20 protein-coding genes are annotated in these 23,694 nt (G+C 37.6%); 8 read left to right on the top strand and 12 right to left on the bottom strand.

The window, feature by feature from the left end:
* The first annotated feature begins 147 nt into the window (after positions 1 to 147).
* A complete protein-coding gene (thiL, locus tag VZD24_RS06640) occupies positions 148 to 1,203 on the top strand; it encodes a thiamine-phosphate kinase (RefSeq protein WP_279449390.1) in 1,056 nt (351 codons plus the stop codon).
* A gap of 72 nt (positions 1,204 to 1,275) precedes the next feature.
* Here thiL and VZD24_RS15300 read toward each other — a convergent pair whose 3' ends face one another.
* The 6 genes from VZD24_RS15300 to VZD24_RS06615 form a co-directional block, all read right to left on the bottom strand.
* Complete coding sequence (locus tag VZD24_RS15300; RefSeq protein WP_489470565.1) at positions 1,276 to 1,509, bottom strand: DUF1660 family phage protein; 234 nt, start codon at positions 1,507 to 1,509, stop codon at positions 1,276 to 1,278.
* A gap of 73 nt (positions 1,510 to 1,582) precedes the next feature.
* Positions 1,583 to 2,353: an alpha/beta fold hydrolase gene (locus VZD24_RS06635; RefSeq protein WP_342687000.1), complete on the bottom strand. Its 771-nt coding sequence runs from the start codon at positions 2,351 to 2,353 to the stop codon at positions 1,583 to 1,585.
* A 62-nt stretch (positions 2,354 to 2,415) separates the two neighbouring features.
* Entirely contained in the window at positions 2,416 to 3,708 is a 1,293-nt protein-coding gene (locus VZD24_RS06630) for an aminopeptidase P N-terminal domain-containing protein (protein WP_279449388.1), read from the bottom strand.
* A gap of 262 nt (positions 3,709 to 3,970) precedes the next feature.
* Positions 3,971 to 4,975 (bottom strand): tetratricopeptide repeat protein, encoded by a 1,005-nt coding sequence (locus VZD24_RS06625; protein ID WP_342687001.1) that lies wholly within the window; start codon positions 4,973 to 4,975, stop codon positions 3,971 to 3,973.
* 208 nt (positions 4,976 to 5,183) lie between these two features.
* On the bottom strand, positions 5,184 to 5,864 hold the full coding sequence (locus tag VZD24_RS06620) for a hypothetical protein (protein ID WP_342687002.1): 681 nt from the start codon (positions 5,862 to 5,864) through the stop codon (positions 5,184 to 5,186).
* 72 nt (positions 5,865 to 5,936) lie between these two features.
* A complete protein-coding gene (locus tag VZD24_RS06615) occupies positions 5,937 to 6,518 on the bottom strand; it encodes an alpha-ketoglutarate-dependent dioxygenase AlkB (RefSeq protein WP_279449385.1) in 582 nt (193 codons plus the stop codon).
* Between the two features lie 269 nt (positions 6,519 to 6,787).
* Between VZD24_RS06615 and VZD24_RS06610 the strand changes: the two genes are divergently transcribed.
* The 5 genes from VZD24_RS06610 to VZD24_RS06590 all read left to right on the top strand — a co-directional run bounded on the left by VZD24_RS06610 (position 6,788) and on the right by VZD24_RS06590 (position 15,796).
* Positions 6,788 to 9,628 carry a WD40/YVTN/BNR-like repeat-containing protein gene (locus tag VZD24_RS06610; RefSeq protein WP_342687003.1) on the top strand — a complete coding sequence of 947 codons (2,841 nt, stop codon included), beginning with the start codon at positions 6,788 to 6,790 and terminating at the stop codon, positions 9,626 to 9,628.
* A gap of 106 nt (positions 9,629 to 9,734) precedes the next feature.
* Positions 9,735 to 10,391, top strand: coding sequence for a succinate dehydrogenase cytochrome b subunit (locus VZD24_RS06605; protein ID WP_279449383.1), 657 nt, complete (start codon positions 9,735 to 9,737; stop codon positions 10,389 to 10,391).
* Between the two features lie 20 nt (positions 10,392 to 10,411).
* Complete coding sequence (locus VZD24_RS06600; protein WP_279449382.1) at positions 10,412 to 12,415, top strand: fumarate reductase/succinate dehydrogenase flavoprotein subunit; 2,004 nt, start codon at positions 10,412 to 10,414, stop codon at positions 12,413 to 12,415.
* 26 nt (positions 12,416 to 12,441) lie between these two features.
* On the top strand, positions 12,442 to 13,188 hold the full coding sequence (locus tag VZD24_RS06595; RefSeq protein ID WP_279449381.1) for a succinate dehydrogenase/fumarate reductase iron-sulfur subunit: 747 nt from the start codon (positions 12,442 to 12,444) through the stop codon (positions 13,186 to 13,188).
* Between the two features lie 142 nt (positions 13,189 to 13,330).
* Complete coding sequence (locus VZD24_RS06590; RefSeq protein ID WP_342687004.1) at positions 13,331 to 15,796, top strand: T9SS type A sorting domain-containing protein; 2,466 nt, start codon at positions 13,331 to 13,333, stop codon at positions 15,794 to 15,796.
* A gap of 13 nt (positions 15,797 to 15,809) precedes the next feature.
* Here VZD24_RS06590 and VZD24_RS06585 read toward each other — a convergent pair whose 3' ends face one another.
* Positions 15,810 to 18,050: a tetratricopeptide repeat-containing hybrid sensor histidine kinase/response regulator gene (locus tag VZD24_RS06585; protein WP_342687005.1), complete on the bottom strand. Its 2,241-nt coding sequence runs from the start codon at positions 18,048 to 18,050 to the stop codon at positions 15,810 to 15,812.
* A 196-nt stretch (positions 18,051 to 18,246) separates the two neighbouring features.
* On the opposite strand from VZD24_RS06585, the gene VZD24_RS06580 reads away from it, so the two are divergent.
* A complete protein-coding gene (locus VZD24_RS06580; RefSeq protein WP_279449378.1) occupies positions 18,247 to 19,227 on the top strand; it encodes a DUF1028 domain-containing protein in 981 nt (326 codons plus the stop codon).
* Between the two features lie 66 nt (positions 19,228 to 19,293).
* Positions 19,294 to 19,953, top strand: coding sequence for a transglutaminase domain-containing protein (locus VZD24_RS06575; protein WP_342687006.1), 660 nt, complete (start codon positions 19,294 to 19,296; stop codon positions 19,951 to 19,953).
* A 52-nt stretch (positions 19,954 to 20,005) separates the two neighbouring features.
* On the opposite strand, the gene rpmA is transcribed toward VZD24_RS06575, so the two are convergent.
* From rpmA to VZD24_RS06550, 5 genes are all read right to left on the bottom strand, one after another.
* Positions 20,006 to 20,269, bottom strand: coding sequence for a 50S ribosomal protein L27 (rpmA, locus tag VZD24_RS06570; protein WP_279449376.1), 264 nt, complete (start codon positions 20,267 to 20,269; stop codon positions 20,006 to 20,008).
* A 35-nt stretch (positions 20,270 to 20,304) separates the two neighbouring features.
* Entirely contained in the window at positions 20,305 to 21,018 is a 714-nt protein-coding gene (gene rplU, locus VZD24_RS06565; RefSeq protein ID WP_279449375.1) for a 50S ribosomal protein L21, read from the bottom strand.
* 230 nt (positions 21,019 to 21,248) lie between these two features.
* Entirely contained in the window at positions 21,249 to 21,707 is a 459-nt protein-coding gene (locus VZD24_RS06560; RefSeq protein ID WP_342687007.1) for a DUF4199 domain-containing protein, read from the bottom strand.
* Positions 21,708 to 21,796: 89 nt separating this feature from the next.
* Positions 21,797 to 22,360: a gliding motility lipoprotein GldD gene (gene gldD, locus VZD24_RS06555; RefSeq protein ID WP_279449373.1), complete on the bottom strand. Its 564-nt coding sequence runs from the start codon at positions 22,358 to 22,360 to the stop codon at positions 21,797 to 21,799.
* Positions 22,350 to 23,681, bottom strand: coding sequence for a gliding motility-associated protein GldE (locus VZD24_RS06550; protein ID WP_279449372.1), 1,332 nt, complete (start codon positions 23,679 to 23,681; stop codon positions 22,350 to 22,352). Before VZD24_RS06550 ends, gldD begins: the two co-directional genes overlap by 11 nt.
* Positions 23,682 to 23,694: the final 13 nt, after the last annotated feature.

Here is a 23,694-nt window from a genome sequence, read left to right as displayed (position 1 = left end):
CTTACAAACCTAAGAGGTTAAATATTAATGTAATGCTGCTTTTTTTTCTTCTGCTAGGTTATAATCAATGAAACAACCATTATTTACAATTAGCTTTTTTATTGCTATTGGTTACTGTATTTTTGCCATAAATTGCAAAAACATTATATGTTTGAGAATAAAGATAACTCCGCTACAAGTATTGAAAGTTTGGGTGAATTTGGCCTAATTGACCATCTAACAAAGAACTTTAAAATAAAGCAAAAGTCCACTGTAAAGGGAATTGGCGATGACGCAGCTGTTCTTGCTTGCGACTCAAAAAACGAAATAGTTGTTACTACCGATTTACTCCTTGAAGGAGTTCATTTTGACTTAAGCTATATGCCCCTAAAACATTTGGGATACAAGGCGGTAGTCGTTAATCTTTCTGATGTTTTTGCAATGAATGCGGAGCCTTCGCAAATAACAGTGAGTATTGCGGTATCTAACAGATTTCCGGTGGAAGCTTTGGAAGAGCTCTATGCCGGAATTGCTACTGCTGCTACTATGTACAATGTAGATGTAATTGGAGGAGACACTACCTCGTCTACCAGAGGTTTGCTAATTAGCATAACAGCTTTGGGTACTGTGGCAAAAGGAGAGGCAATTTACAGAAGCGGTGCAAAAGAAAACGATTTGCTAGTAGTATCGGGCGACCTTGGTGCGGCATATATGGGATTGCAGATTTTGGAACGCGAAAAGGAAGTTTTTAAAGTGAACCCTAATTCGCAGCCAGATTTAGAGCCGTATTCCTACTTAATAGAACGGCAGCTAAAGCCGGAGGCACGAAAAGATATTCCTGGCTTATTGAGAGAATTGGGCGTAAAACCAACGGCAATGATTGATATTAGCGACGGTTTGTCTTCTGAAATATTACATATCTGTAAAAGCTCTAAAGTGGGATGTAATTTATATGAAGATAAAATCCCCCTAGATCCGCAAGTCATTTCTACCTGTGAAGAATTTAAACTAGATAGCACTACAATAGCCTTAAGTGGCGGAGAAGATTATGAATTGCTCTTTACTGTTAAAACAGAAGATTTTCCAAAAATAAAAGCCAACCCACACTTATCAATTATTGGGCATATTACCGATGAAAATGAAGGCGTGCATTTAATTAGCCGCGCTGGTGCGAAAATACCGCTAATCGCACGTGGTTGGAATGCACTAAGTAGCGAAGAATAATTTTTTACTGTAACTACAAGTTAGTTTATTTCCTATACGGAAAAATGAAGCATTCATAAAGGAGGTTGGTTTTTAATAATATAAAAGCTTTTTCTTCTTTCGAATATACTGCATTAATTTTTCGTTTAGTTTACGGCGTTGGAGGGTAAGTTTTTCAAATTTACCGGAGCGATTGTTAGAAACCTCTTTCCCGCAGCAAGCACATTGATATTCAAAAATGTGATTGGTAATTTTGCGAGTTACGATATAATCGTGGCCAAATGCAAAACAGATTAGGCTTGAGATAGGAGGTCGGCTTTGGGGCATGACTTTTTCCATCTTAAGGAAGATTTAGGGTTTATTTGATAAAGCTAGCCATTATTTAGCAATAATGCAATAGTTATAGCAATTGCTTTAAATATTTGGCAACAGAGTCTTTATTTTCTATTAAACTCATGTGTCCACCCGCTATAACTTTTACCGTTGCGTTACAGTTTTCTGCTAGTTCTTTTACTTCCAATACTGGTAAAATAGGGTCGTCTGCAGCAAGTAGTACGTGCTTTTCTTTTCCGAAATTTTTAAGTACCTCGGTTCTGTCCTTTCTATCGCGCATACCTTTTATTGCCGCTTTAATTCCTTCAACTGGAAAGGTGTATGCTTCGGCTTTTAATTGGTTGATTTCTGCACTATATTTTTCACGTGAAGTTTCAGCAATTAGGTTGCTGATGGCCATGCTAATGTAGGCTTTTGGGCTTTTATCAATAACTTTTAAAGCGCGATTTCTATTGTTTTTTCTCGCTTCGGAATCTGCTGCTGGGCTAGAGTTTAATAAAACTAATTTTTCAATGTTTTCCGAAAATAATTCGGCGTAAGCCAAAGCTATATATCCGCCCATAGAATGGCCGATAAATGTAGCCGTAGAAATATTTAAACGTAGCAGAAGTTGGGCTATAACCGTTGCCATTATTTCCATAGTAAAGCTTTGGGCTAGTACACCGCTATTTCCGTGACCGGGAAAATCTAGTGTAATAACTGTATTGTGCTCAGATAATTGGGAGATAAGCGGTTTCCACGTGGTAGAACTTTCGAGAAAGCCGTGTAAAAGTACTACTGCCGGACCTTCTCCGAAAACTTCATAATGGATGCGAGTATTTTTAAAATTGAATGTCATAGCTTGAAAAAAACCCCAAGGGCAGAAAACACCTTTGGGGTTTAAAATCTATAAATTGGGTTCTACTTATTCATGATTTCCTCAATTTCTTCTGCTTCAATAGGAATATTTCGCATTAGATTAAAAGGCTCTCCATTTTTTTGTATAACCACATCATCTTCCAAACGCACGCCAAAGCTTTCTTCTGGAATATAGATTCCCGGTTCCACGGTAAAAACCATATTTTCGGTCATCTTTTCCCAAAGAACGCCGTAATCATGAGTGTCTAAACCTATGTGGTGGCTAGTGCCGTGCATAAAATATTTTTTATAGGCAGGCCAATTTGGATCTTCATTTTTAACGTCTGCCTTGTCTAAAAGTTTTAAATCCAACAGTTCTTTGGTCATTAATTTACCCACTTCTACGTGAAATTCTTTCCAATAAGCTCCTGGAACGAGCATTTTTGTAGCCTCATCTTTTACGCGTTTTACCGCGTCGTAAACTTGGCGTTGGCGTTTGCTAAATTTTCCGTTCACTGGAATTGTACGCGTCATATCGCTAGAATAGTTTGCGTATTCGGCACCTACATCTATTAAAATTAAATCGCCGTCTTTACACTGTTGGTTGTTTACCACATAATGTAGCACATTTGCGTTATTGCCGCTTCCTATAATTGGAGTATATGCGAAACCGCGCGAACGATTTCTTAAAAACTCGTGCATATATTCGGCTTCAATTTCGTATTCCCACACTCCTGGTTTTACGAAATTTAAAACTCTTCTATGTCCTTTTTCCGTAATATTGCAAGCTTGCTGCATAATTTCTATTTCAATAGGATCTTTTACAGAACGCAGTGCTTGTAAAATTGGGTTGCTTCGTTCCCAACTGTGAGCAGGAAATTTTGCTTTCGTAGCTTTTATAAAACGATCTTCGCGGGTTTCGGTTACAACACTTTGGCGATAATGTTCGTTAGTGTTAAAATAAATACGCTCGGCTTGGGTCATTACTTCAAAAAAGATTTTATCAAAATCTTTTAACCAGTGAATAGATTTTATACCGCTAACTTCTGTAGCTTTTTCCTTGGTTAACTTTTCACCTTCCCAAACGGCAATATGGTCGTTTGTTTCGCGTACAAATAGCATTTCGCGGTGCTCTTCATAAGGAGCATCGGGAAAGAGTACCAGAATAGTTTCTTCCTGATCGGCGCCTGTTAAATAAAAAATATCGCGCGCCTGCTGAAATGGCATGGTGCTGTCTGCACTAATTGGGTAAATATCGTTACTGTTAAAAACGGCTACACTTTTTGGTTTCATCTGCGCCATAAAGTTTTTGCGGTTTTTTACAAAGAGTTTACTGGAAATTTGATCGTACTTCATGAGTAGTATTTTTTAATGAGAAATATTAATTGTTCTGTTCGTAAACACAACAAAGTATGTGTAATAAGCTGCTGGATAGCGCTTATTTGCAAAAATAATTATTATTAAGTTATTTGCAGTTTCTGAAGGGTTAAATGTGTACTAATTGTTTAACAGTAAAATGCCATTGCTTAATAGAATAACTGATTTGGCTTTCCGTGAAAAAATAAATTGGTTAATTAAAATGAAATTTGATGGTGGCGCGCCTTTCCTTCAAAACAAACTATTCCTTTAACCAGGCTGCAAGTGCGTCGAGGGCTTCAATATTTTCAATTAGCCAAGCTTCGGCGTTTTTGTTTCCGTTCTGTAAGATATACATACAGTATGTTTCCAAATGGTCGCTCTGGGCCAGATCGTAAAAGAATGGGACGTAAAATTCGCGGTAAATTTCTTGTGATTTTTTATCATTTAATTCTCCCAGTACTTGAAAAAACGATTTGGTATTTTCCACAAAAAGTTCTTCGGCAGTTTTATCTGCATTTTCGGGCAACATATTAGAGGCACCCATAAGGCCAAGCATTAATTCTGCAGCTGAAAATGGGGCATCATCGCCCGTGGCAGATATGTTTATAGTTATAGAATTGTCTTTTTCTTGGGAAACATTGCCCGTAAAATTATGCTGAAGCAGTGTATAGGCGTCTAAAGACCGAGGGGAACTTGGTTCCAATAAAAGAAAGTAATGATTGGCTAATAGAGATTGTACGGTATTGCCTTGTGCAGACTCAATATTTGCGAGCATCCAATGGCTACTACCGTGGCTGGGATTGTTTTCTAAGGCCTTAATTACATTTTCTTTGGCTTCTTCCATCTGGTTCAGTTTGTAATGATTTAGCGCTAAGTTATAAGGCAAAAGGTAGTCATCCGGAAATTTTCGCATTGCTTTTTCAAAAAGTTTAATAGACTGTTTTACCTCGCCCATCATATCTAAAGCAGATCCTTTAATAAGGTAGGCGTTAACCAAATTATCTTCGTTTTTTTTAAGTACCATTTCTGCACGGGCAATGGTGTTTTTATAATCGTTTTTTTTAAAATAGCTCAGTGCCATTTCATAATTTACTACCGTAGATTGTGGGTCTAATATTAATGCCTTTTCATAAGTTGCAAGTGCTTTGTCGTATTCGCCTTTGTCGTGGTAGGCTATGCCTTCCTCTATATAGGTGTTTATATTATTTTGTGCAAAACACGTGGTGAAACTTAAAGTGAGTAGGAGGAAAAATAGATATTTCATACGATGTAGTTATAAATTAAATGTAGGGTTTTTTAACTAGGTTTCAATTTAGCGGTAACGAGCAACTTTATTGTTGTTTCATATATTTTTTAGTTTTAAAAAATGTTCCTGTATCATTAAATTCCACTTCATTTTTGGTTTCAATGAGCCACATATTTACTTTTAGGTTATTTAATAATTCATATTCTAAGCGTACAAAACCATAAATTTATGAAAAGAAGCTTTTTAATTTGGTAACTCCAAGATTTGATGTTGCGGTGCTTTCAACAATAAAACAAGGTACTTTGCCCATTTCTGTATCGAGGGTTTCGGTGCCAACTATCTTATAATTATAGGTTAGCAGGAGTTTTCCTTCCCAAGTACCCCACATTTTGTTTCCCCATCCTTCGCCAATCTGCATTTTATCGGTCCAAGTAGAATTTAATTTTAAAGGTGTTTTTACAAAGGGAAATGGCGCTGTTTCCAAACAATTAAAAAAACCAGATCTAATAGGATGTACCCATACATTTTTTTCATTTTCTACTGCGCCAGTTGAGGTTATTGATGCAAAAGAAGGTTCCTGGAAATACGAAATTTGAGTTTGGTTTTCGTTACTTCTATTGTTGTTTTCTATGGGTTGAACTATTAAATGAATCTTAGTTACCCCAATACTGTCAGTGCTTATTGGCGTAAGTTCAAAATTACTGTTTGCGAACATTCCTTCATTCCGTTTAAGTTTTAGTTTTTCTCCATTTAAATTTATTTCGTAATCGTAAATAAATACACTTCCGGGTTTATAAATTTTGTTGTTCTCGTCTATATTTTCTGCTTCAATATAAACCGTGTCATATTGTTGCGAGATCCCAATCTGAAAGATTAAAAGGAAAAAAAGATTTAATTTAATGTTCATTAAATGAATTTTAAATGAATTGAATAGCCCTATTGTTTGTGTTGATTAAAGCCCATTGAACGATCTGTATAGTCAATATCCGAACTTTCTAAAAGTTATACTTATTCTTGGGTTTTTATATGCCGGATCTACGGGTAAACTGTGTTGAAAGCTTTCTTGACAATCTGCTTTCATAATTAATAAACTGCCGTGATTTAGCACCATACTTGATTTTTCTAAAGTTTGGTTTTCTCTAAAACAAAATTGTCGTTCCTCGCCTAAACTAATTGCAGGGATTACCGTAGTATCACCATAGGCTGTTTTATCTGAATGGTAATCTACTCCAGCATTTCCGTCGGGATAATAAATACAAACACAGGTTTTAAATTTTTCGCCCGTGAAATCTTCAACTTGACTTTTAAGGGCTAACATCTGCTCGGACCAAATTCTATTGTGGCCCCAGACCGTTTCGGGAAATTTATTTTGTTCTATGAGGTCTTTGTCGAGAAACATTATTTTGCCAAAATCAAATTTAAAATGTACGCCAGCGAAAGTTGTAATTTCCATCATGCGCGTAAGTTCTTCAATCTCCATTAAATGTTCAAACAACTCGTTGGCCTCTTTTTTAGGGATAAAATTTGCGTGATAGCTAATTACTTCTTCAATATTTTTCATCTAAAACAATCATTTGTTATTCGGACCGCGATATATTTAAACTTTTTCGTCCCAATTAAATTTTCTGTTCGCCTAAAATAAGGTTTTTGTGAAATATTACTATTAATTATTTCGCTTAAAATCTTTTGTACTACTGAAATAGAAAAAATTTTTATCCGGTCGCTGCGCATTTTAATAGGTAATCTTTTATTTTAATTTAGCAAGGCTTCAATTACAGTTGCATACCCCATCTCAAATAAGTACTTTCATAATACTTAAAACCAATTTTGATGAAAAATTTTATTCTTTCGGTACTTTGCTTTACTACTGTATTAGTTTATTCGCAACAAGGCGCTATTTCTGAAACTACCGTTACATCTAGTATTCAAAGAAAATCGGAACTGGCTCAAACTTCTTCGGTTAAAAATTTACCGTTTAAAAACATTGGCCCGAGCATTATGAGCGGACGGGTGGTAGATTTTGCGGTAAATCCTAATAACCCTATTGAATTTTATGTGGGTTATGCCAGCGGTGGAGTTTGGTACACAAATAATAATGGCACGTCCTTCACTCCAATTATGGATAATAGTCCTACTCAAAATGTGGGTTGTGTGGCAGTAAATTGGCAAGATGGAACTATTTGGGTGGGTACTGGTGAGGTAAATGCGTCGCGTTCTTCCTACGCCGGAATTGGTTTGCTGAAAAGCGAAGACAAAGGTAAAACGTGGCAAATTATGGGGCTAACGGATAGCCACCATATAAGTAGTATTCTTATAAATCCGTCCAATCCAGATGAAGTGGTTGTGGGAGCCGTGGGGCATTTGTATTCAACTAATGAGCAGCGCGGGGTTTTTAAAAGTACCGATGGCGGTAAAACGTGGAATAAAACTCTCTTTATAAATAACGAAACTGGTATAATTGAAATTTCTGTAAATCCTAAAAATTTCAACACAATGTACGCCACAGCGTGGGACAAAGATCGGAAAGCATGGAATTTTGAAGGTAGCGGTCCGGGTAGTGGTGTTTATAAAAGTACGGATGCTGGAAGTACGTGGACTAAAATTTCAACAGAAAATAGCGGATTGCCAATAGGAAAAGGAATGGGCCGCATGGGTACCGCCGTGGTTGATGACAACACAGTTTATTTAATAGTGGATAATCAATTTCACAGAGCGGAAGAAGAGAAAAAAGAAGATTCGGAAATGCTCACTAAAGACGATTTTAAAACAATGGATGTTGCAACTTTCTTGGCGCTGGATGACAAAAAGCTAAACCAATTTTTAAAAATGAATGGTTTTCAGGAAAAATACCGTTCCGAAAATGTAAAACAAATGATTCGGGTAGGTACCGTAAAACCTGAGGACGTTGCAAAATATTTGGAAGATGCAAACAGTGCGCTTTTCGATACTCCTGTAATTGGCGCTGAGGTTTATAAAAGTACAGATGGTGGAAAAACGTGGCATAAAACGCACGACAGATTTCTGGACGATCTGTACTATTCGTACGGATATTACTTTGGAAAAATTCATGTAGATCCCAGCAATGCCAACAAAATATATATTTATGGGGTGCCAATTTTAAAATCTTCCGACGGTGGAAAAACCTTTACCAGTATTGATGCTGATAATGTGCACGTTGACCATCACGCTTTGTGGATAAACCCAAACATGCCCGGCCACTTGATAAATGGTAACGATGGCGGCGTTAATATTACGTACGACGATGGTAAAACGTGGATAAAAAATAATACACCAGCAGTGGGTCAATTTTATGCGGTAAATGTAGATCACGAAAAAAACTACAATGTTTACGGAGGCTTACAGGACAATGGCGTTTGGGTGGGCCCAAGCGATTACGAAGCAAATGCTGGCTGGCTTCAAAATGGAAAGTATCCTTACCATTTTCTATTTGGAGGAGATGGTATGCAGGTAGAAATTGATAACAGAAATAGCAATATTATATATACGGGATTTCAATTTGGCAACTACTACAGATTAAATAGAAACGGTGGCGAACCTGTTTACATCCAACCCAAGCACGAGCTAGGCGACAGTCCGTATCGTTTTAATTGGCAAACGCCTATTTTGTTGAGCTCGCACAATCAGGATATTCTTTATTTGGGCGGCAATAAGTTAATGCGAAGTATGAACCAAGGAGAAGATTGGACCGCAATTTCTGAAGATTTAACCAATGGTGGAAAACCAGGGAATGTGGCTTTTGGAACGCTTACGACTATTAGTGAGTCTCCTTTTCAGTTTGGACTTTTATATACTGGTAGCGATGACGGTTTGTTGCACCTTAGCAAAGACGCAGGGGGTCAATGGACGAAAATTTCGAATAACCTTCCCGCCGGATACTGGATAAGCCGTGTGATTGCCTCTTCGCATAAAAAAGAGCGAGTTTATGTTACTTTAAACGGGTATCGGCAGGATGAATTTACCCCCTTGGTTTTTGTAAGTGAAAATTACGGCGTCACGTGGAAAGATATTCGCAGTAATCTACCTGAGTCTCCCGTGAATGTTATAAAGGAAGATCCAGAAAATGAAGATTTATTGTATTTGGGAACAGATAACGGCGCATACGTTTCTTTTAATCGCGGCGAAAATTGGGAAGTATTTTCAAAAGAATTGCCCAACGTTGCGGTGCACGATTTGGTAATTCAGTCCGAGGCTAAAGATTTGGTTTTAGGCACACACGGCCGTTCTATTTATGTAGCCGATATTAATTTGCTTCAAAAGTTGAATAAAAGCACGATGAACGAAGTAGTATTGTCCGAAATAGATTCAATAAGTTTTAGTCCGCGTTGGGGAAGCAAATGGAACACTTGGGGTGAAATTTATGAGCCAAAATCGAAAATTCAATTTTACAGCCCCAAAAGTGGAAAAGCAGTTATTTCAATTAAATCACAGGAAGGAAAGGTGCTGCATCAGTTTACAACCGAAGCTACAGAAGGAATTAATGTGGTGGAATATAATTTTTCAATATCTGAAAAGGGAATAAAAGTTTTTAAAAAATCTGACATTAAAATTAAGGAAGCAGACAATGGTATCTTCTATCTTCCCAAAGGAGCGTATAAATTGAATATTTTATTGAACGGCAAGGAGGCAACTACCGATTTAAAAATAATATAATTTTGTATTTAAATCGATTCTAAATAGATTTTAAAAAATTAAGAATGTTTGGCGACATGCCTTTTGAAGTGTATTTTTGTATCACTATTCTTGAAATAAAACCATAATGGCAATATTATCTTCTTCAATTGCACGAAAAGTTGCTATGGCGCTTTCCGGCTTGTTTCTTGTTTTGTTTTTGGCACAACATTTTACCATCAACATTACTTCGGTCATAGATCCTGAAACTTTTAATAATCTGTCTCATTTTATGGGGCATAATTTTGTTGTGCAATTTATTGCGCAGCCTATTTTGATCTTTGGAGTGGTCTTTCACTTTATAATGGGGCTGGTTCTTGAAATAAGAAATCGCAACGCACGACAAATAAATTACGTTTCGTTTAAAGGAAACAAAAATTCAACGTGGGCTTCGCGAAATATGATTATTAGTGGTGCCGTTATTTTGGCGTTTTTGGGACTTCATTTTTACGATTTCTGGTTTCCGGAAATAGTTCATAAATACGTTGAAAGCAATCCGCTGGATGCAACGCGGTATTACCCAGAATTACTGCATAAATTTGAAAGCCCGGTACGCACCGGTTTGTATTGCTTGGCTTTTGTTTTGCTTGCTTTGCACTTATGGCACGGGTTTTCATCGTCCTTTCAGAGCATGGGCTGGAACAACAAATATTCAAAAGGCTTAAGAGGCTTTACCCAGTTTTACGCAATATTTATTCCTTTAGGATTTATTTTCATTGCGCTTTATCTTCACTTTAATCAATAAACACCACGAAACGCAACGCTATGTCAAAATTAGATTCAAAAATCCCAAAAGGACCCTTAGCAGATAAGTGGACAAAACATAAAAACGATATAAACCTCGTTAACCCGGCCAACAAGCGCAGTATAGATGTTATTGTGGTTGGTACTGGGCTTGCCGGCGGTAGTGCTGCGGCAACTCTGGCCGAATTGGGTTACAATGTAAAAACATTCTGCTACCAAGATTCGCCGCGTCGTGCACACTCTATTGCTGCACAAGGAGGTATTAACGCTGCCAAAAACTACCAAGGTGATGGCGATTCAAACTACAGATTGTTTTATGATACTGTAAAAGGTGGCGACTACCGTTCGCGCGAAGCAAATGTGTACCGATTGGCTGAGGTGTCGGCAAATATTATAGATCAATGCGTAGCGCAAGGGGTTCCCTTCGCACGTGAATACGGTGGGTATTTAGACAATCGCTCCTTTGGTGGCGTGTTGGTATCGCGTACCTTTTATGCCAAAGGACAAACCGGACAACAATTATTATTAGGAGCGTATTCTGCAATGAACCGTCAAATTAACCGCGGAAAAATTACTCCCTACAACCGTCATGAAATGCTAGATTTAGTAATTGTTGATGGAAAAGCCAGAGGAATTATTGCGCGTGATTTAATTTCAGGTGAAATAGAAAGACATTCCGCACACGCCGTGGTTATTGCTTCGGGCGGTTACGGAAATGTTTTCTTTTTATCTACAAATGCTATGGGAAGTAACGTTACTGCTTCGTGGAAAATCCATAAAAGAGGTGCGTATTTTGCAAATCCATGCTACACACAGATACATCCTACGTGCATTCCTGTTTCAGGAGACCATCAAAGTAAACTAACTTTAATGTCTGAATCTTTGCGAAACGATGGTAGAATATGGGTTCCAAAGAAGAAGGAAGATGCCGAAGCTATTAGAAACGGATCGAAAAAACCGAACGATCTTTCAGCAGAGGAAAGAGATTATTATTTGGAGAGAAGATATCCTTCTTTCGGAAACTTAGTGCCGCGCGACGTTGCTTCGCGTGCTGCCAAAGAACGATGCGATGCCGGTTATGGCGTAAATAAGACTGGGCAGGCCGTATTTTTGGATTTTGCCTCAGCAATTGAGCGTTATGGAAAGGAGCAGGCCGGAATTCACGGAAATCATAGCCCAAGTAAAGAAGAAGTTACAAAATTGGGAAAAAAGGTAATTGAAGATAAATACGGGAACCTATTCCAAATGTATCAGAAAATTGTAGATGAAAATCCGTACGAAACCCCAATGATGATTTATCCAGCCGTGCATTATACAATGGGTGGAATTTGGGTAGATTACGATTTACAATCTACAATTCCGGGTTGTTATGTAACTGGAGAAGCCAACTTTAGTGATCACGGCGCAAACCGATTGGGCGCTTCGGCCTTAATGCAAGGCTTGGCAGATGGTTATTTTGTATTGCCTTATACCATTGGCGATTATCTTTCACAAGATATTAAAACCGGACCTATATCTACTGAATCAAAGGAATTTGTGGAAGCGGAGCATAAAGTGCGCGAGCTTTTAGAGAAACTAATAAATAATAAGGGAACACACTCGGTAGATCATTTCCATAAAAAACTGGGCCATATTATGTGGAACAAATGCGGAATGGCCCGTAATGCAAAAGATTTAGAGTCGGCAATGACCGAAATTAGAGCCTTACGCGAAGAATTTTGGAGAGATGTTAGGGTTCCCGGTACTATGACCGAAATGAACGCCGAACTTGAAAAAGCCACTCGAGTGGCCGATTTTTTAGAGTTGGGTGAATTATTCGCAAAAGACGCGCTTCACCGTAACGAAAGTTGTGGTGGCCATTTCCGTGAAGAATATCAAACCGAAGAAGGAGAAGCCCTCCGCGACGACGAAAACTTTATGTACGTTGCCGCTTGGGAATACACGGGAGATCCCGGGAATGAAGTGCTTCACAAAGAAAATTTGGAGTACGAAAATATTGAAGTTAAATCGAGAAGTTATAAATAACAGAATAACAATTAACTTTTAACAACATGAAGTTAACACTTAAAATCTGGAGACAGAAAAATAATAAGGCCAAAGGAGAACTAAAAACATATCCTATTGACGGAATAGAAGGCGATATGTCTTTTTTAGAGATGCTCGACGTTCTTAATGAAGGTTTAATAAACAAAGGCGAAGAGCCCGTAGTTTTTGATCACGACTGTCGTGAGGGAATCTGCGGAAGCTGCTCCCTGCAAATAAACGGAGAGCCGCACGGGCCTGATAGGTTGGTAACAACTTGCCAGTTGCATATGCGCATGTTTAATGACGGCGATACCATTGTTATTGAACCTTTCCGCGCAAAGGCATTTCCGGTGATAAAGGATTTAGTGGTAGATAGAAGTTCTTTTGATAGAATCCAGCAGGCAGGTGGCTTTATTTCGGTAAATACATCTGGAAATACTATTGATGCCAACGCTATCCCGGTAAATAAACACGATGCAGACGAATCATTCAATGCGGCAACCTGCATTGGTTGCGGTGCTTGTGTGGCAGCTTGTAAAAATGCCAGCGCTATGCTGTTTACCTCGGCAAAAGTGAGCCAGTTTGCATTGCTGCCGCAAGGAAGAATTGAAGCAACAGAGCGTGTTTTAAACATGGTTTCTCAAATGGATAAAGAAGGTTTTGGAAATTGTACCAATACCGGTGCGTGCGAAATTGAATGTCCAAAGGGTATTTCTTTGGAAAACATTGCCCGTATGAATCGTGAATATTTAAGTGCGAGTTTAGAAGGCTAATTCTTCAACTTTTATATAGTAAAGGCCCTGCACTCGCAGGGTTTTTTTATTTAGAGGATAAAGGTTTCGGTTTTTAAATGGTAATTTGTTTACCGATAATTTTCAAATAAATGATTAACTTATCCTTTAAAATCAGAAAACTATGTTCGCAAAACTACCCTTCGTAATTTTACTTTTGATTTGTGGGAGCATAAGTGCTCAAATTCAATTTCAGGACCACGTAATCATTGATGATACATTTTTACCCAATGGGCCATTTTCAGTACATTCAGCCGATATTGATGGCGACGGCGATATGGATTTACTTTCAGCATCCCGCGATGACGATAAAATAGCTTGGTACAAAAACGACGGCTTAGGCAACTTTCAGACCCAACAAGCTATTTCTACAAATGCTAATTTGGCAATTTCAGTTTATGCCGCAGATATCGATGGCGATGGCGATATGGATGTACTATCTGCATCTTATGAAGACAAGAAAATAGCTTGGTATGAAAACACTAATGGCCAAGGTGCTTTTGGCCCCGAGAAGATAATTTCAACAAACGCAAATGGAGCTAGAATGGTTTATACTGCCGATATCGATGGCGATGGTGATGTGGATGTACTTTCTGCATCTAGTAATGATAATAAAATTGCTTGGTATAAAAATTTAGATGGCTTAGGAAATTTCAGCTCAGAACAAATAATCACCTCAAATGCTAATGGAGCATTATCAGTCCACACTGCTGATATTGATGGCGACGGCGATCAGGATGTGCTGTCCGCATCATATTTGGATGATAAAATAGCTTGGTATGAAAATACAGACGGAATGGGCGCCTTTGGCGGCCAACAAATAATAAGCACCGATTTTTTGGCTCCAATTTCTATTTACGCTGCAGATTTTGATTTGGATGGCGATATGGATATAGTATGTGTTTCTGCTGATGATGTTGATTTTATTGGGGTTTTCAATAAAACAATTTGGTTTGAGAATACAGATGGACAAGGTGTTTTTGCATCCCACGAAATAGACGATTCTTTAGATAATATTCCATTACATCAAGTATCTGCAAGTGATATTGATGGCGATGGTGACATGGATGTGCTCTCTACAGGAATCGATCAAATAAGATGGTATGAAAATATTGATGGGTTGGGCAGTTTTGGTCCTCAACGGATGATTAATTCAAATATTCAAACTGCAGTTTGGGCTCACGCTACAGATATTGATGACGATGGTGATAAAGATGTTGTTTTTGCCTCGCTTTATGATGACCTTGTTGCGTGGCACGAAAATCTAGATGGTTTGGGCAGTTTTGGACAGTTTAATAACATTGTTGTTCAAGCCGTTTTTCCACTTTCCGTATATCCTGCTGACCTTGATGGTGATGGCGATTTGGATGCAATTTCAGCATCGAGTATTGATAATAAAATTGCGTGGTACGAAAACCTCGATGGGCTGGGAACTTTCGGTATTCAGAACATAATTGTTGTTAACTTAAATGGCGCGGGATTTGTTAGGGCGGCAGATGTTGATGGTGATGGCGATATGGATGTGCTCTCTACTTCAAGAGATGACTATAATATAGCTTGGCACGAGAACCTCGATGGGCAAGGAAGCTTCGGGCCGCCACAAATAGTATCCAGCGGTATGGCCATTGGTTTAAGTCTCGGTGCAATAGACATAGACCGCGATGGAGATCTGGATATTGTTTCCTCTACTGGAGGAGATAGCCAAATTGTTTGGCATGAAAACCTGGACGGCCAAGGAAATTTTGGTCCCCAACAATTAATAACGCTAAATGCAGATCATCCCTCTTCCATTTATGCTGTTGATGTAGATGGCGATGGCGATAATGACGTGCTGGCTGCTGCCTTGGAAGGTGATATGATTACCTGGTATGAAAACACCGACGGCTTGGGCACTTTTGGCCCGCAACAGATAATTTCTACCGAGACCGATTATGCAACCTCGGTATATGCCTCAGACCTTGACGGTGATGGCGATATGGATGTGCTTTCAGCATCTAGCGCTGACGATAAAGTGGCGTGGTATGAAAATTTGGATGGACTGGGAAACTTTGGACCACAAATTATTATTTCGGCGAGTGCAAATTTCAATAGAAGTGTTTTTTCTGAAGATGTTGATGGCGATGGCGATATGGACGTACTCTCCTTATCCAGTAACCCAAATTTGGTAACTTGGTTTGAAAATATAGACGGCCAAGGCACTTTTGGCCCTCAACAAATAGTAACATCAAATGTAATATATCCAACATCTGTATTTGCTGCAGATATGGATGGCGATGGCGATATAGATGTACTATCTACTTCAAACGGTGATGATAAAATTGCTTGGTACGAAAACTTAGGCCCCTTGTCCGTAGCTGAAAATAATCTAGATGAATTTATTATTTATCCTAATCCAACATCGGGTATTTTAACGGTTAAATCGCCAACGGAAATTGTTAAGTTAGAAATATACAATCAATTAGGGCAGCTTGTTTCAAAAGAATCGCATCAAAATACAATCAATATATCGAAAACGAGGGTGGGTTTATACTTTTTGAAAATATACGATATAAACGGTGATTGCTATGTAAAAAAAATAGTCAAGAAATAAGACAGTACTATTTTTACGTAGAAAATTTTTCATTCTGATTAGTTAGTTCTACTTCGTTAATGAGATTGTTATGGATAATTTTCAAAAATTCTTCTGTGTCGTAGGGTTTAGCAATTATGGCATTCATTCCTGAGGCCGCAATTTTGGTTCTCATTTCTTCAACTTCAATGGCTGTTAAGGCCACTATTGGAATAGTTTTATTGAATTTTCTAATTTCTTTAGTGGTTTCCATTCCATCTTTACCGGGCATATTAATATCCATCAATACTAAATCGAACATATTGGTTTTTAATTTTTCAATGGCAATATTACCACTATCGGCAATGGTGCAATGCATTCCGTATTTTTCAACTATTTTCTGTGTTACTATCTGGTTAATTCTATTATCGTCCACCACAAGTATTTTTTTGCCGCGAAGGGCGTGGTAATCGTATTTTGATTTGTATTCTAAGGGTTGTTTATAGATTCCGAAGGGCAAAACGAAACTAAACGTAGCACCCTTACCTGGTTCGCTTTCTAAACTAATAGTGGCATTTGAGGCTTCCAGCAATTTTTTAACAATAGTTAGCCCAAGTCCTGTGCCTTGTATTTTAGAATTTTCTGAATCTACTTGTTGAAATTCCTCAAAAATTGCCTTTTGTTTTTCTTTCGGAATTCCGACGCCAGTATCTTCAACGCTAAATTTTATAGTTACTTCATTTTTGGAAATGGACTCCATTTGTGCCAAAATATAAATATCTCCTTTCAAGGTAAATTTCACGGCATTACCTACCAAATTCATAAGAATTTGGGATAGTCTAACGCGATCTCCAACCAAGTTCTGGGGTATATTTTCTGATATTGATACGTGGATTTTGTTTTTGTTCTGCATTAGAGCATACTGAAACGACGAAACAATAGACTGGATTAATTCATTTAAATTAAATGATGTTTTAACCTCTTTCAAGGTGTTAGATTCGAGCTTACTTATTTGTAAAACATCGTTAATAAGTGCCAAAAGATAATCTGCAGAAAATTTTAGATGCTTTAAATCTGTCTGGTGACTTTTAAGCGATTTGTCTTCTAGCAGAGCTGTGGCTAGCCCTATAACACCGTAAAGCGGGGTGCGCAATTCGTGGCTTACGGTGCTAAAGAACTTACTTTTGGCCATTGCCAATTCTTCTGCTTCCTGCTTTGCTTTTAATAATTGTTGGTTTTTTTCTTTTAAAGATTGCGTGAGCTTTTTTCTACCCATATGTGATCTAAACAGAATAATTAAAAAAAGCCCCATAATAATTGCTGTTCCAATAAAAAAGAAAAGCAGAAGATTGCTTACCATGGCTCTTTCCGAAATTAATTTTTTCTCTAATTCGGCTTTTTGGGCTTGCTCTTTATACTCTTTTACACTAAACTGTGCGGCTGCATTTTGAATGGCCATTAGCTTTTCTTTTTCAAACCGAATTTGTGTAATACTGTCAAATTTTTTCCGCATTAAATAAGCCTCTTTAAAGCGGTTTAGGCTATAAAGAGTATTGCTGTATTCTAAATACACTTCAATTAACGTATCGTCTAAAAAAGCGCCATTTTTTGTAGATGCAATAGCTTCATTAAAATTTTCAATGGCTCTAATCGGATTGTTTAAAGCGCGCTGCAATTTCCCTTCAAGTAACTTCATGTCGGTTTGCATACGCTTGTAATCCACGGCTGTAATGCCTTTTTTTGCCAACTTAAAATAGTTCTGTGCTTTTTTGTTTTGACCTTGATTGAGATAAATTTTCGATAGATTATAATACACTATTGAAACAGCTAGTGTGTCTTTTCTACGGAGGGAAAGTGGCAAGGATTTTACAAAAAATGGTAGGGCAGAATCGTATTTTTTTTCAGTAAGATACAGTGTTCCAATAAAATTATATGCGCGTGCCATCTTAAGGTTATCGGTAGTTTTTTTGGTAAATTTTAAGTAGTCCTCTCCATAGAGATGAGCATTTTTAAAATCTTCTAAATGCATAAAGGCGGCTGCCATCATATATCGGGAATAATAGGCGTTTTCAATATCTCCAATATCTTCAGCGAACTTAATATTATGAATGGAAGAGAGTATTACAGAATCATATTTTCCTCTAAACAATAAGGTATGCGTATGTTGCTGCAGTGCTATTAATGAATCTTTCAGTACAGCAATATCATTCGCGGTTTTTTGGGAAACAGTGTCCGGATTAATTTGTGCAAATCCTAACCAGGAAATTAGTAACACTATGGAGGTAAGATACTTCAAGATAAAAAGATGTGTTGTGAGTGAGGTTTCTAAATATACTAAAATATAACGAAATTGAGAGCGGATAGTATTTTTTTAGAGCTAAGTAAGAATTTAATTATAAATTATTGAAATAGCAATTTCAACAGATGCTATATAACATGTTGTTGTTTTTTGAAATAAAAATTTATCTTTAAATACTCAAAAAAACACATCGATGAAATCATTTCTTTTATACTTCGGACTTTTTTCAATTTTTACCACTATGGCCCAATCTACAAAGCCTAACGATCCTTTGGCACATACCTATTCTATTGTTGCACGCGATGCGAATACAGGAGAAATGGCGGTGGCCGTTCAAAGTCATTGGTTTAGCGTTGGCACAGGTGTTTCCTGGGGCGAGGCTGGAGTTGGTGTAGTTGCAACACAATCATTTACCAATAGATCTTTCGGTATTCGGGGATTGGATTTGTTAAAACAAGGAAAATCTCCGCAACAGGCAATGGACATTTTGTTGAGCGACGATGAGGGCCGCGATTTTCGGCAAGTTGCAATTCTAGATTCCAAAGGAAGAGTTGCAACACATACGGGAAAAAATTGTATTGTTTATGCCAGCCATGCAAATGGTGAAAACTTTTCAATACAGGCAAATATGATGCTTAATGATAAGGTTGTTCCTGCCATGGAAAAAGCCTGGAAAACATACAATAAATTGCCGCTAGCAGAAAGGATGGTACAGGTTTTACTCGCTGCCCAAAATTCAGGGGGCGATATTCGTGGAAAGCAATCTGCGGCGCTACTAATTGTTGCTCCAGAAGCTACGGATGAGCCATGGAACGACGTACTACTAGATTTGCGAGTAGATGACAACGAAAATCCTGTAAAGGAATTAGATAGGCTTTTGAACGTATTTCGAGCGTATGAACACATGAATCAGGGCGATGTATATGTTGAAAAAAATGAAATGAAAAAAGCAATGGCCCAATATAATGCTGCCATGAAAATGTTTCCTGAAAATCTTGAAATGCAATTTTGGACTGCCATAACCTTGGCAAATGATAAACAATTTGAACGAGCTGCCGAAATGCTTGGTAAAATTTATGAAAAGGATAAAAACTGGAGAGAATTAACCCGGCGTTTACCAAAAGTGGGGCTGTTGAATGTTTCGGAAAATGAATTGTTAGAATTGGTTAAATAAGTTTTAACACCTTTATATTCAATATAATTATAATAAATCCGTTTTCTCATAAATTGATTGATATTTATGCAAAAAGGCTTTATTCTATTGTTTTATATTTTTTTCGGAATTAGTACTTCGGCACAGATAGGCCCTGTTATTGGAAGAAATAACAACAATGAAGAACGTGTTGCAAAGGGTGAAATTTCTTCACAATTTTCAACTTTAAAGTTGGCGCATGCCATAACCAAAAATGCTACTACAGATAGGCAAAAAGTAATTTCAATTTATACTTGGATTGCCGCCAATATTGCTTACGACCATGAATTGCGACTGAGCAAAATGCTTCAAAACACAATATATACTTCAGAAAATAATGTAATAAAAAAGGTTTTGGAAAGAAACAAAGCGCTTTGTGGTGGGTACGCTTTTCTGTTTAAAAATCTTTGTATCGATGTGGGGGTTTCTGCTGAAGTAATTCATGGATTTACACGAGATTATTCCCGAAAGAGTAGAAAGAGCAAGACGCCAAATCATACCTGGAATGCCGTAAAACTCGATGGCCAGTGGCAATTGCTAGACATTACTTGGGCTATAAGTTATGGCAATAAAAATGGAACAGACGATTTTTGGTTTTTAACGGAACCTTCAGATTTTATATACACGCACTACCCAGAGATTTCAAAATGGACACTTTTAAAGCACCAAGTTTCATTTTCAGACTTTCAGGCTCACTTGGTAAAATAAAAAAACCTTCACAGCGTGGTGAAGGTTTTTTTATTTTTAAACAAAATTGTTACTATGCTTCTGCGTTTGGAACGATAGAAACGTAACTTCTGTTATCTTTCTTTTTGGTGAATTTCACTACCCCGTCTACTTGCGCGTGAAGGGTGTGGTCTTTACCACCATATACATTTTCACCTGGGTGATGTGTATATCCTCTTTGTCTTACAATGATATTTCCGGCAATAGCGGCCTGGCCTCCAAAAATCTTAACGCCTAAACGTTTCGATTCGGATTCGCGACCGTTTTTGGAACTACCAACTCCTTTTTTGTGAGCCATTTTGTTTCGGTTTTAAATATTATACGTTAGCGAGATTATTTTTCAACCCCACCGTCTAAATTGTCTTGCAATTCCTTTAGTTCATCCCACTTGCCATCTGCAGCTAATTTAGCTTGTTTTGGCCAAGTATCGGTAACTAAATGAGCAAGGTTTGAACTTGCTTCAGAAAGAATAGTTGCGATAGCCTCTGGTTTTGCCTTTGCAACTTTCGCAAAAGTATCCAATCCGGCAGCAACCATAGCTTCTGCAGCTTTAGGTCCAACACCTTCAATCTTTTTAAGATCATCTGCTTTTGCAGCTTTTGGAGCGGCTTTTTTTGCAGGTGCCTTTTTAGCTTCTGCTTTTGGAGCAGCTGCTTTAGTTTCTTTCCCGCCTGACGGACGGGCAGGTTTTGGAGCAGCTTTTTTGGCTGTTTCCTTTTTAGCTGGTGTAGCTCCTGAAGCTACAATGCTTTCAATTACAATTTCAGAAAGAGCCTGACGGTGTCCGTTTTTAACACGGTATCCTTTACGGCGTTTCTTTTTGAATACTATAACTTTGTCACCTTTAAGGTGCTTTACGACTTTTGCTCCTATTTGAGCGCCGTTTATAGCCGGGGCGCCAATGGTAATATTGTCTCCGTCACCAATAAGAAGTACATTGTCAAAAGACACTTTTTTTCCTTCTTCTACTGGCAAACGATTAACAAAAACCTTTTGGTCTTTCGCAACTTTTACTTGCTGCCCTGCTATCTCTACAATTGCGTACATAGCGAATCGTTTATAAAATTAGTTAAACTTATATTTCCCTAACGTTTACGGAGGCGGTAACTTCCGAAGCAAATACGGTTTGCGTAGGGGGCTGCAAATATAATTTTTAAATTGGAAACAGCAAAGTGTTTTTCTTTAATCTTTTCAGAACTAAGTGTGCAAAGTGTTTTGTTTTAGATTTTTGTATCTGCCTGCAAGTAAATAAAAGCTGGAAGGCCATTTCCCTGCATTTATTTGATGGTGTGCCTATTTCCGTCTTGTGTGTTCCAAGATTTTTTGAGAAGTTGCATAAAGGTGAGTGTTAAAACAATACTTGTGGCAAAGCCCATAATTAAAATAGAAAGTATTAACATAAGTGTTCCCATGCTGTATTCCAAATTCCATCGTTCCATAATTCCAGCGGAAAATTCGGTATCTATTTGGTACATATAGATTGCCATAAATAGCGTAAAAAGAATTGAAGCTATTCCGCCTGAAAATAAACCTACCTCAAAGCCCTTTTCGTATTTAAAGTTGTTTTCTCCTGTTGCGTAATTTTTCATTGCCATATAAATACCAAAGCCAAAAATTAAACCATTAACCGAACTTAATTCAGGGTATTGGTGAAGACCTATTAATTTTAAGAGAAGGAAATATGCAATTAAGGCTATTGCAATCCAAACGCCATAACGAGAATATACTTTAAACATAGTGGTGGTTTTTACACCCAAAAGTTACGAAAAGTTGCCGAACCATTTGTAAATGGTTTGTTAACTTTTTATTTACAAGCTATATTAGGCTACTGCCACGTAATGGTTTCCATTAGTTTACGAATGTCTTCGCGTAAATAAACTACGGCAGGATAGATGGAATCAAAATTTGGTTTTGCATCAAAATATAAGGCTCCGTTTAAAAAATGATTTGTACTGTCCGTAACATAAAATTCTGCTTGGGTGGCTGCATTTCCATTAATCATATAGAACATGCCGTATACGTTTTTGTCTGGATTTACATAGGGCTGCTCGGGGATGCTATTTGCCTTTATAGTATGGTCATATGCCAATTTTTGAGCATCTTGCAAGAGTGAATCTAAATTGTTTTTTCGTACATCTTGGTAGGTTAAATACAAGGTAGCCTTCATTTCTGGATACGTAATATTTATGCCGCAGTTGTTTTTCTGGACGAGCGTTGTAATGTGATTCACCGAAAAAGAATAGGGGCAGTCTGTGGAAACGGTACGGTACTGGGGTTGTGGATATTCTAAACGCAACATAGCCGCAGGTTTTACCAACGTATTATCTTGACAGGATGCAAGGGTAAAAAAGCTTATAAATAAAGTAATATAGAAGTTATTAATTTTCAATGGTAAGTTTTATTTGTTTGATGCGCTTGCCCTCAAACGCCTCAATGGTAAACGCATAATTGTTGAAAGATATTACTTCGTTTTTCTTGGGAAAGCCTTTTGAAATTTCTAATAGAAACCCAGCAAGCGTTTCGGCTTCACCTTTTTCGTCTTCAAAAATTTCTGGATTTTCAAGTTTTATTACTTTATAGAAATCTTTTAGTGGTGTTTTTCCTTCAAAAACATAGGTATGATCGTCCAATTTTGAAAAAATTAAATCTTCATCGTCAAATTCATCGCTAATTTCACCAACAATTTCTTCAATAATATCTTCTAAGGAAATCAAGCCGCTCGTACCGCCGTATTCATCAACAACAATGGCGAGGTGCATTTTCATTTCTTTAAACTCATTCAGTAAATCGTCCAGCTTTTTATTTTCGGGAACAAAATAGGCTTCGCGCTTTAGGGTTTTCCAGTCTAGTATTTTTCTATCTGTAAACGGAATTAAATCCTTTACATATAAAATTCCGGTAATATTGTCTATGCTGTCTTTGTAAACAGGAATCCGGGAATAACCTCGTTGAATAATTTCTGGCAGAATTTCTTTAAAAGGTTGCTCTTCGTTAAGTGCAAAAATGTCCATTCGGTTTTTCATTACCTGTTTGGTGTCGGTGTTTCCGAAGGTAACAATACCTTGAAGGATTTTTTGTTCCTCAAAAGTGGTATCCTGATTAGAAAGCTCTAGCGCTTGCGATAGATGATCTACACTTATATTAGATTTTTGTTTGCCGTACCGATCGTGAAGATACAATGTGGCAGAACGCATTGGCGAGCTAATTGGCGATAACAATGTATCTAATACATTTAGCGGCTGCGCCATAAAAACTGCAAATGAAATCCGGTTGCGATTGGCATATATTTTTGGAAGGATTTCGCCAAAAAGCAAGATTAAAAAAGTAACTACAACTACTTTTAAAAGGAATACTACGCTTAGTTCAAAATAATGCAGATTGAGGGAATAGTCCCATCTGGCAAACCAAATAGTGCTCAACGACTCAAAAAGCAATACAATGGCTATGTTAATAAAATTATTTGCTACCAAAATAGTGGCTAATAACTTTTTGGGCTTTGCTAGTAAGCGCTGTACGATGCCTAATTTTTTGGCGATTGATTTTTCGTCATTAGTTTCAAAATCAGATGATGTTAGCGAAAAGAAAGCCACTTCGGCACCAGAAATCAAGGCTGAGCACGCCAAAAGTACAAACAGTAAAACAGTACTTAATATTTGGGAAAAATCCAAAACGGTAAGAAAATATAGTAAACCAGGGGGGTCAGTATCCAAGTTGATTATTTTA

Origin of the sequence: Aequorivita flava (assembly GCF_038742595.1) — a bacterium.
GTDB classification, from domain to species: domain Bacteria; phylum Bacteroidota; class Bacteroidia; order Flavobacteriales; family Flavobacteriaceae; genus Aequorivita; species Aequorivita marisscotiae.
This window is presented reverse-complemented; position numbering and strand designations above follow the sequence as displayed.

What these genes read in the sequence shown, in the direction of transcription:
- VZD24_RS06600 (WP_279449382.1), top strand. Translation starts at nt 10,412, where the DNA reads ATGTCAAAATTAGATTCAAAAATCCCAAAAGGACCCTTAGCAGATAAG.
- VZD24_RS06615 (WP_279449385.1), bottom strand. Translation starts at nt 6,518, where the DNA reads ATGAAAAATATTGAAGAAGTAATTAGCTATCACGCAAATTTTATCCCT.
- VZD24_RS06610 (WP_342687003.1), top strand. Translation starts at nt 6,788, where the DNA reads ATGAAAAATTTTATTCTTTCGGTACTTTGCTTTACTACTGTATTAGTT.
- VZD24_RS06620 (WP_342687002.1), bottom strand. Translation starts at nt 5,864, where the DNA reads ATGAACATTAAATTAAATCTTTTTTTCCTTTTAATCTTTCAGATTGGG.
- thiL (WP_279449390.1), top strand. Translation starts at nt 148, where the DNA reads ATGTTTGAGAATAAAGATAACTCCGCTACAAGTATTGAAAGTTTGGGT.
- VZD24_RS15300 (WP_489470565.1), bottom strand. Translation starts at nt 1,509, where the DNA reads ATGCCCCAAAGCCGACCTCCTATCTCAAGCCTAATCTGTTTTGCATTT.
- VZD24_RS06625 (WP_342687001.1), bottom strand. Translation starts at nt 4,975, where the DNA reads ATGAAATATCTATTTTTCCTCCTACTCACTTTAAGTTTCACCACGTGT.
- VZD24_RS06635 (WP_342687000.1), bottom strand. Translation starts at nt 2,353, where the DNA reads ATGACATTCAATTTTAAAAATACTCGCATCCATTATGAAGTTTTCGGA.
- rplU (WP_279449375.1), bottom strand. Translation starts at nt 21,018, where the DNA reads ATGTACGCAATTGTAGAGATAGCAGGGCAGCAAGTAAAAGTTGCGAAA.
- rpmA (WP_279449376.1), bottom strand. Translation starts at nt 20,269, where the DNA reads ATGGCTCACAAAAAAGGAGTTGGTAGTTCCAAAAACGGTCGCGAATCC.
- VZD24_RS06575 (WP_342687006.1), top strand. Translation starts at nt 19,294, where the DNA reads ATGCAAAAAGGCTTTATTCTATTGTTTTATATTTTTTTCGGAATTAGT.
- VZD24_RS06580 (WP_279449378.1), top strand. Translation starts at nt 18,247, where the DNA reads ATGAAATCATTTCTTTTATACTTCGGACTTTTTTCAATTTTTACCACT.
- VZD24_RS06605 (WP_279449383.1), top strand. Translation starts at nt 9,735, where the DNA reads ATGGCAATATTATCTTCTTCAATTGCACGAAAAGTTGCTATGGCGCTT.
- VZD24_RS06595 (WP_279449381.1), top strand. Translation starts at nt 12,442, where the DNA reads ATGAAGTTAACACTTAAAATCTGGAGACAGAAAAATAATAAGGCCAAA.
- VZD24_RS06560 (WP_342687007.1), bottom strand. Translation starts at nt 21,707, where the DNA reads ATGTTTAAAGTATATTCTCGTTATGGCGTTTGGATTGCAATAGCCTTA.
- VZD24_RS06630 (WP_279449388.1), bottom strand. Translation starts at nt 3,708, where the DNA reads ATGAAGTACGATCAAATTTCCAGTAAACTCTTTGTAAAAAACCGCAAA.
- VZD24_RS06590 (WP_342687004.1), top strand. Translation starts at nt 13,331, where the DNA reads ATGTTCGCAAAACTACCCTTCGTAATTTTACTTTTGATTTGTGGGAGC.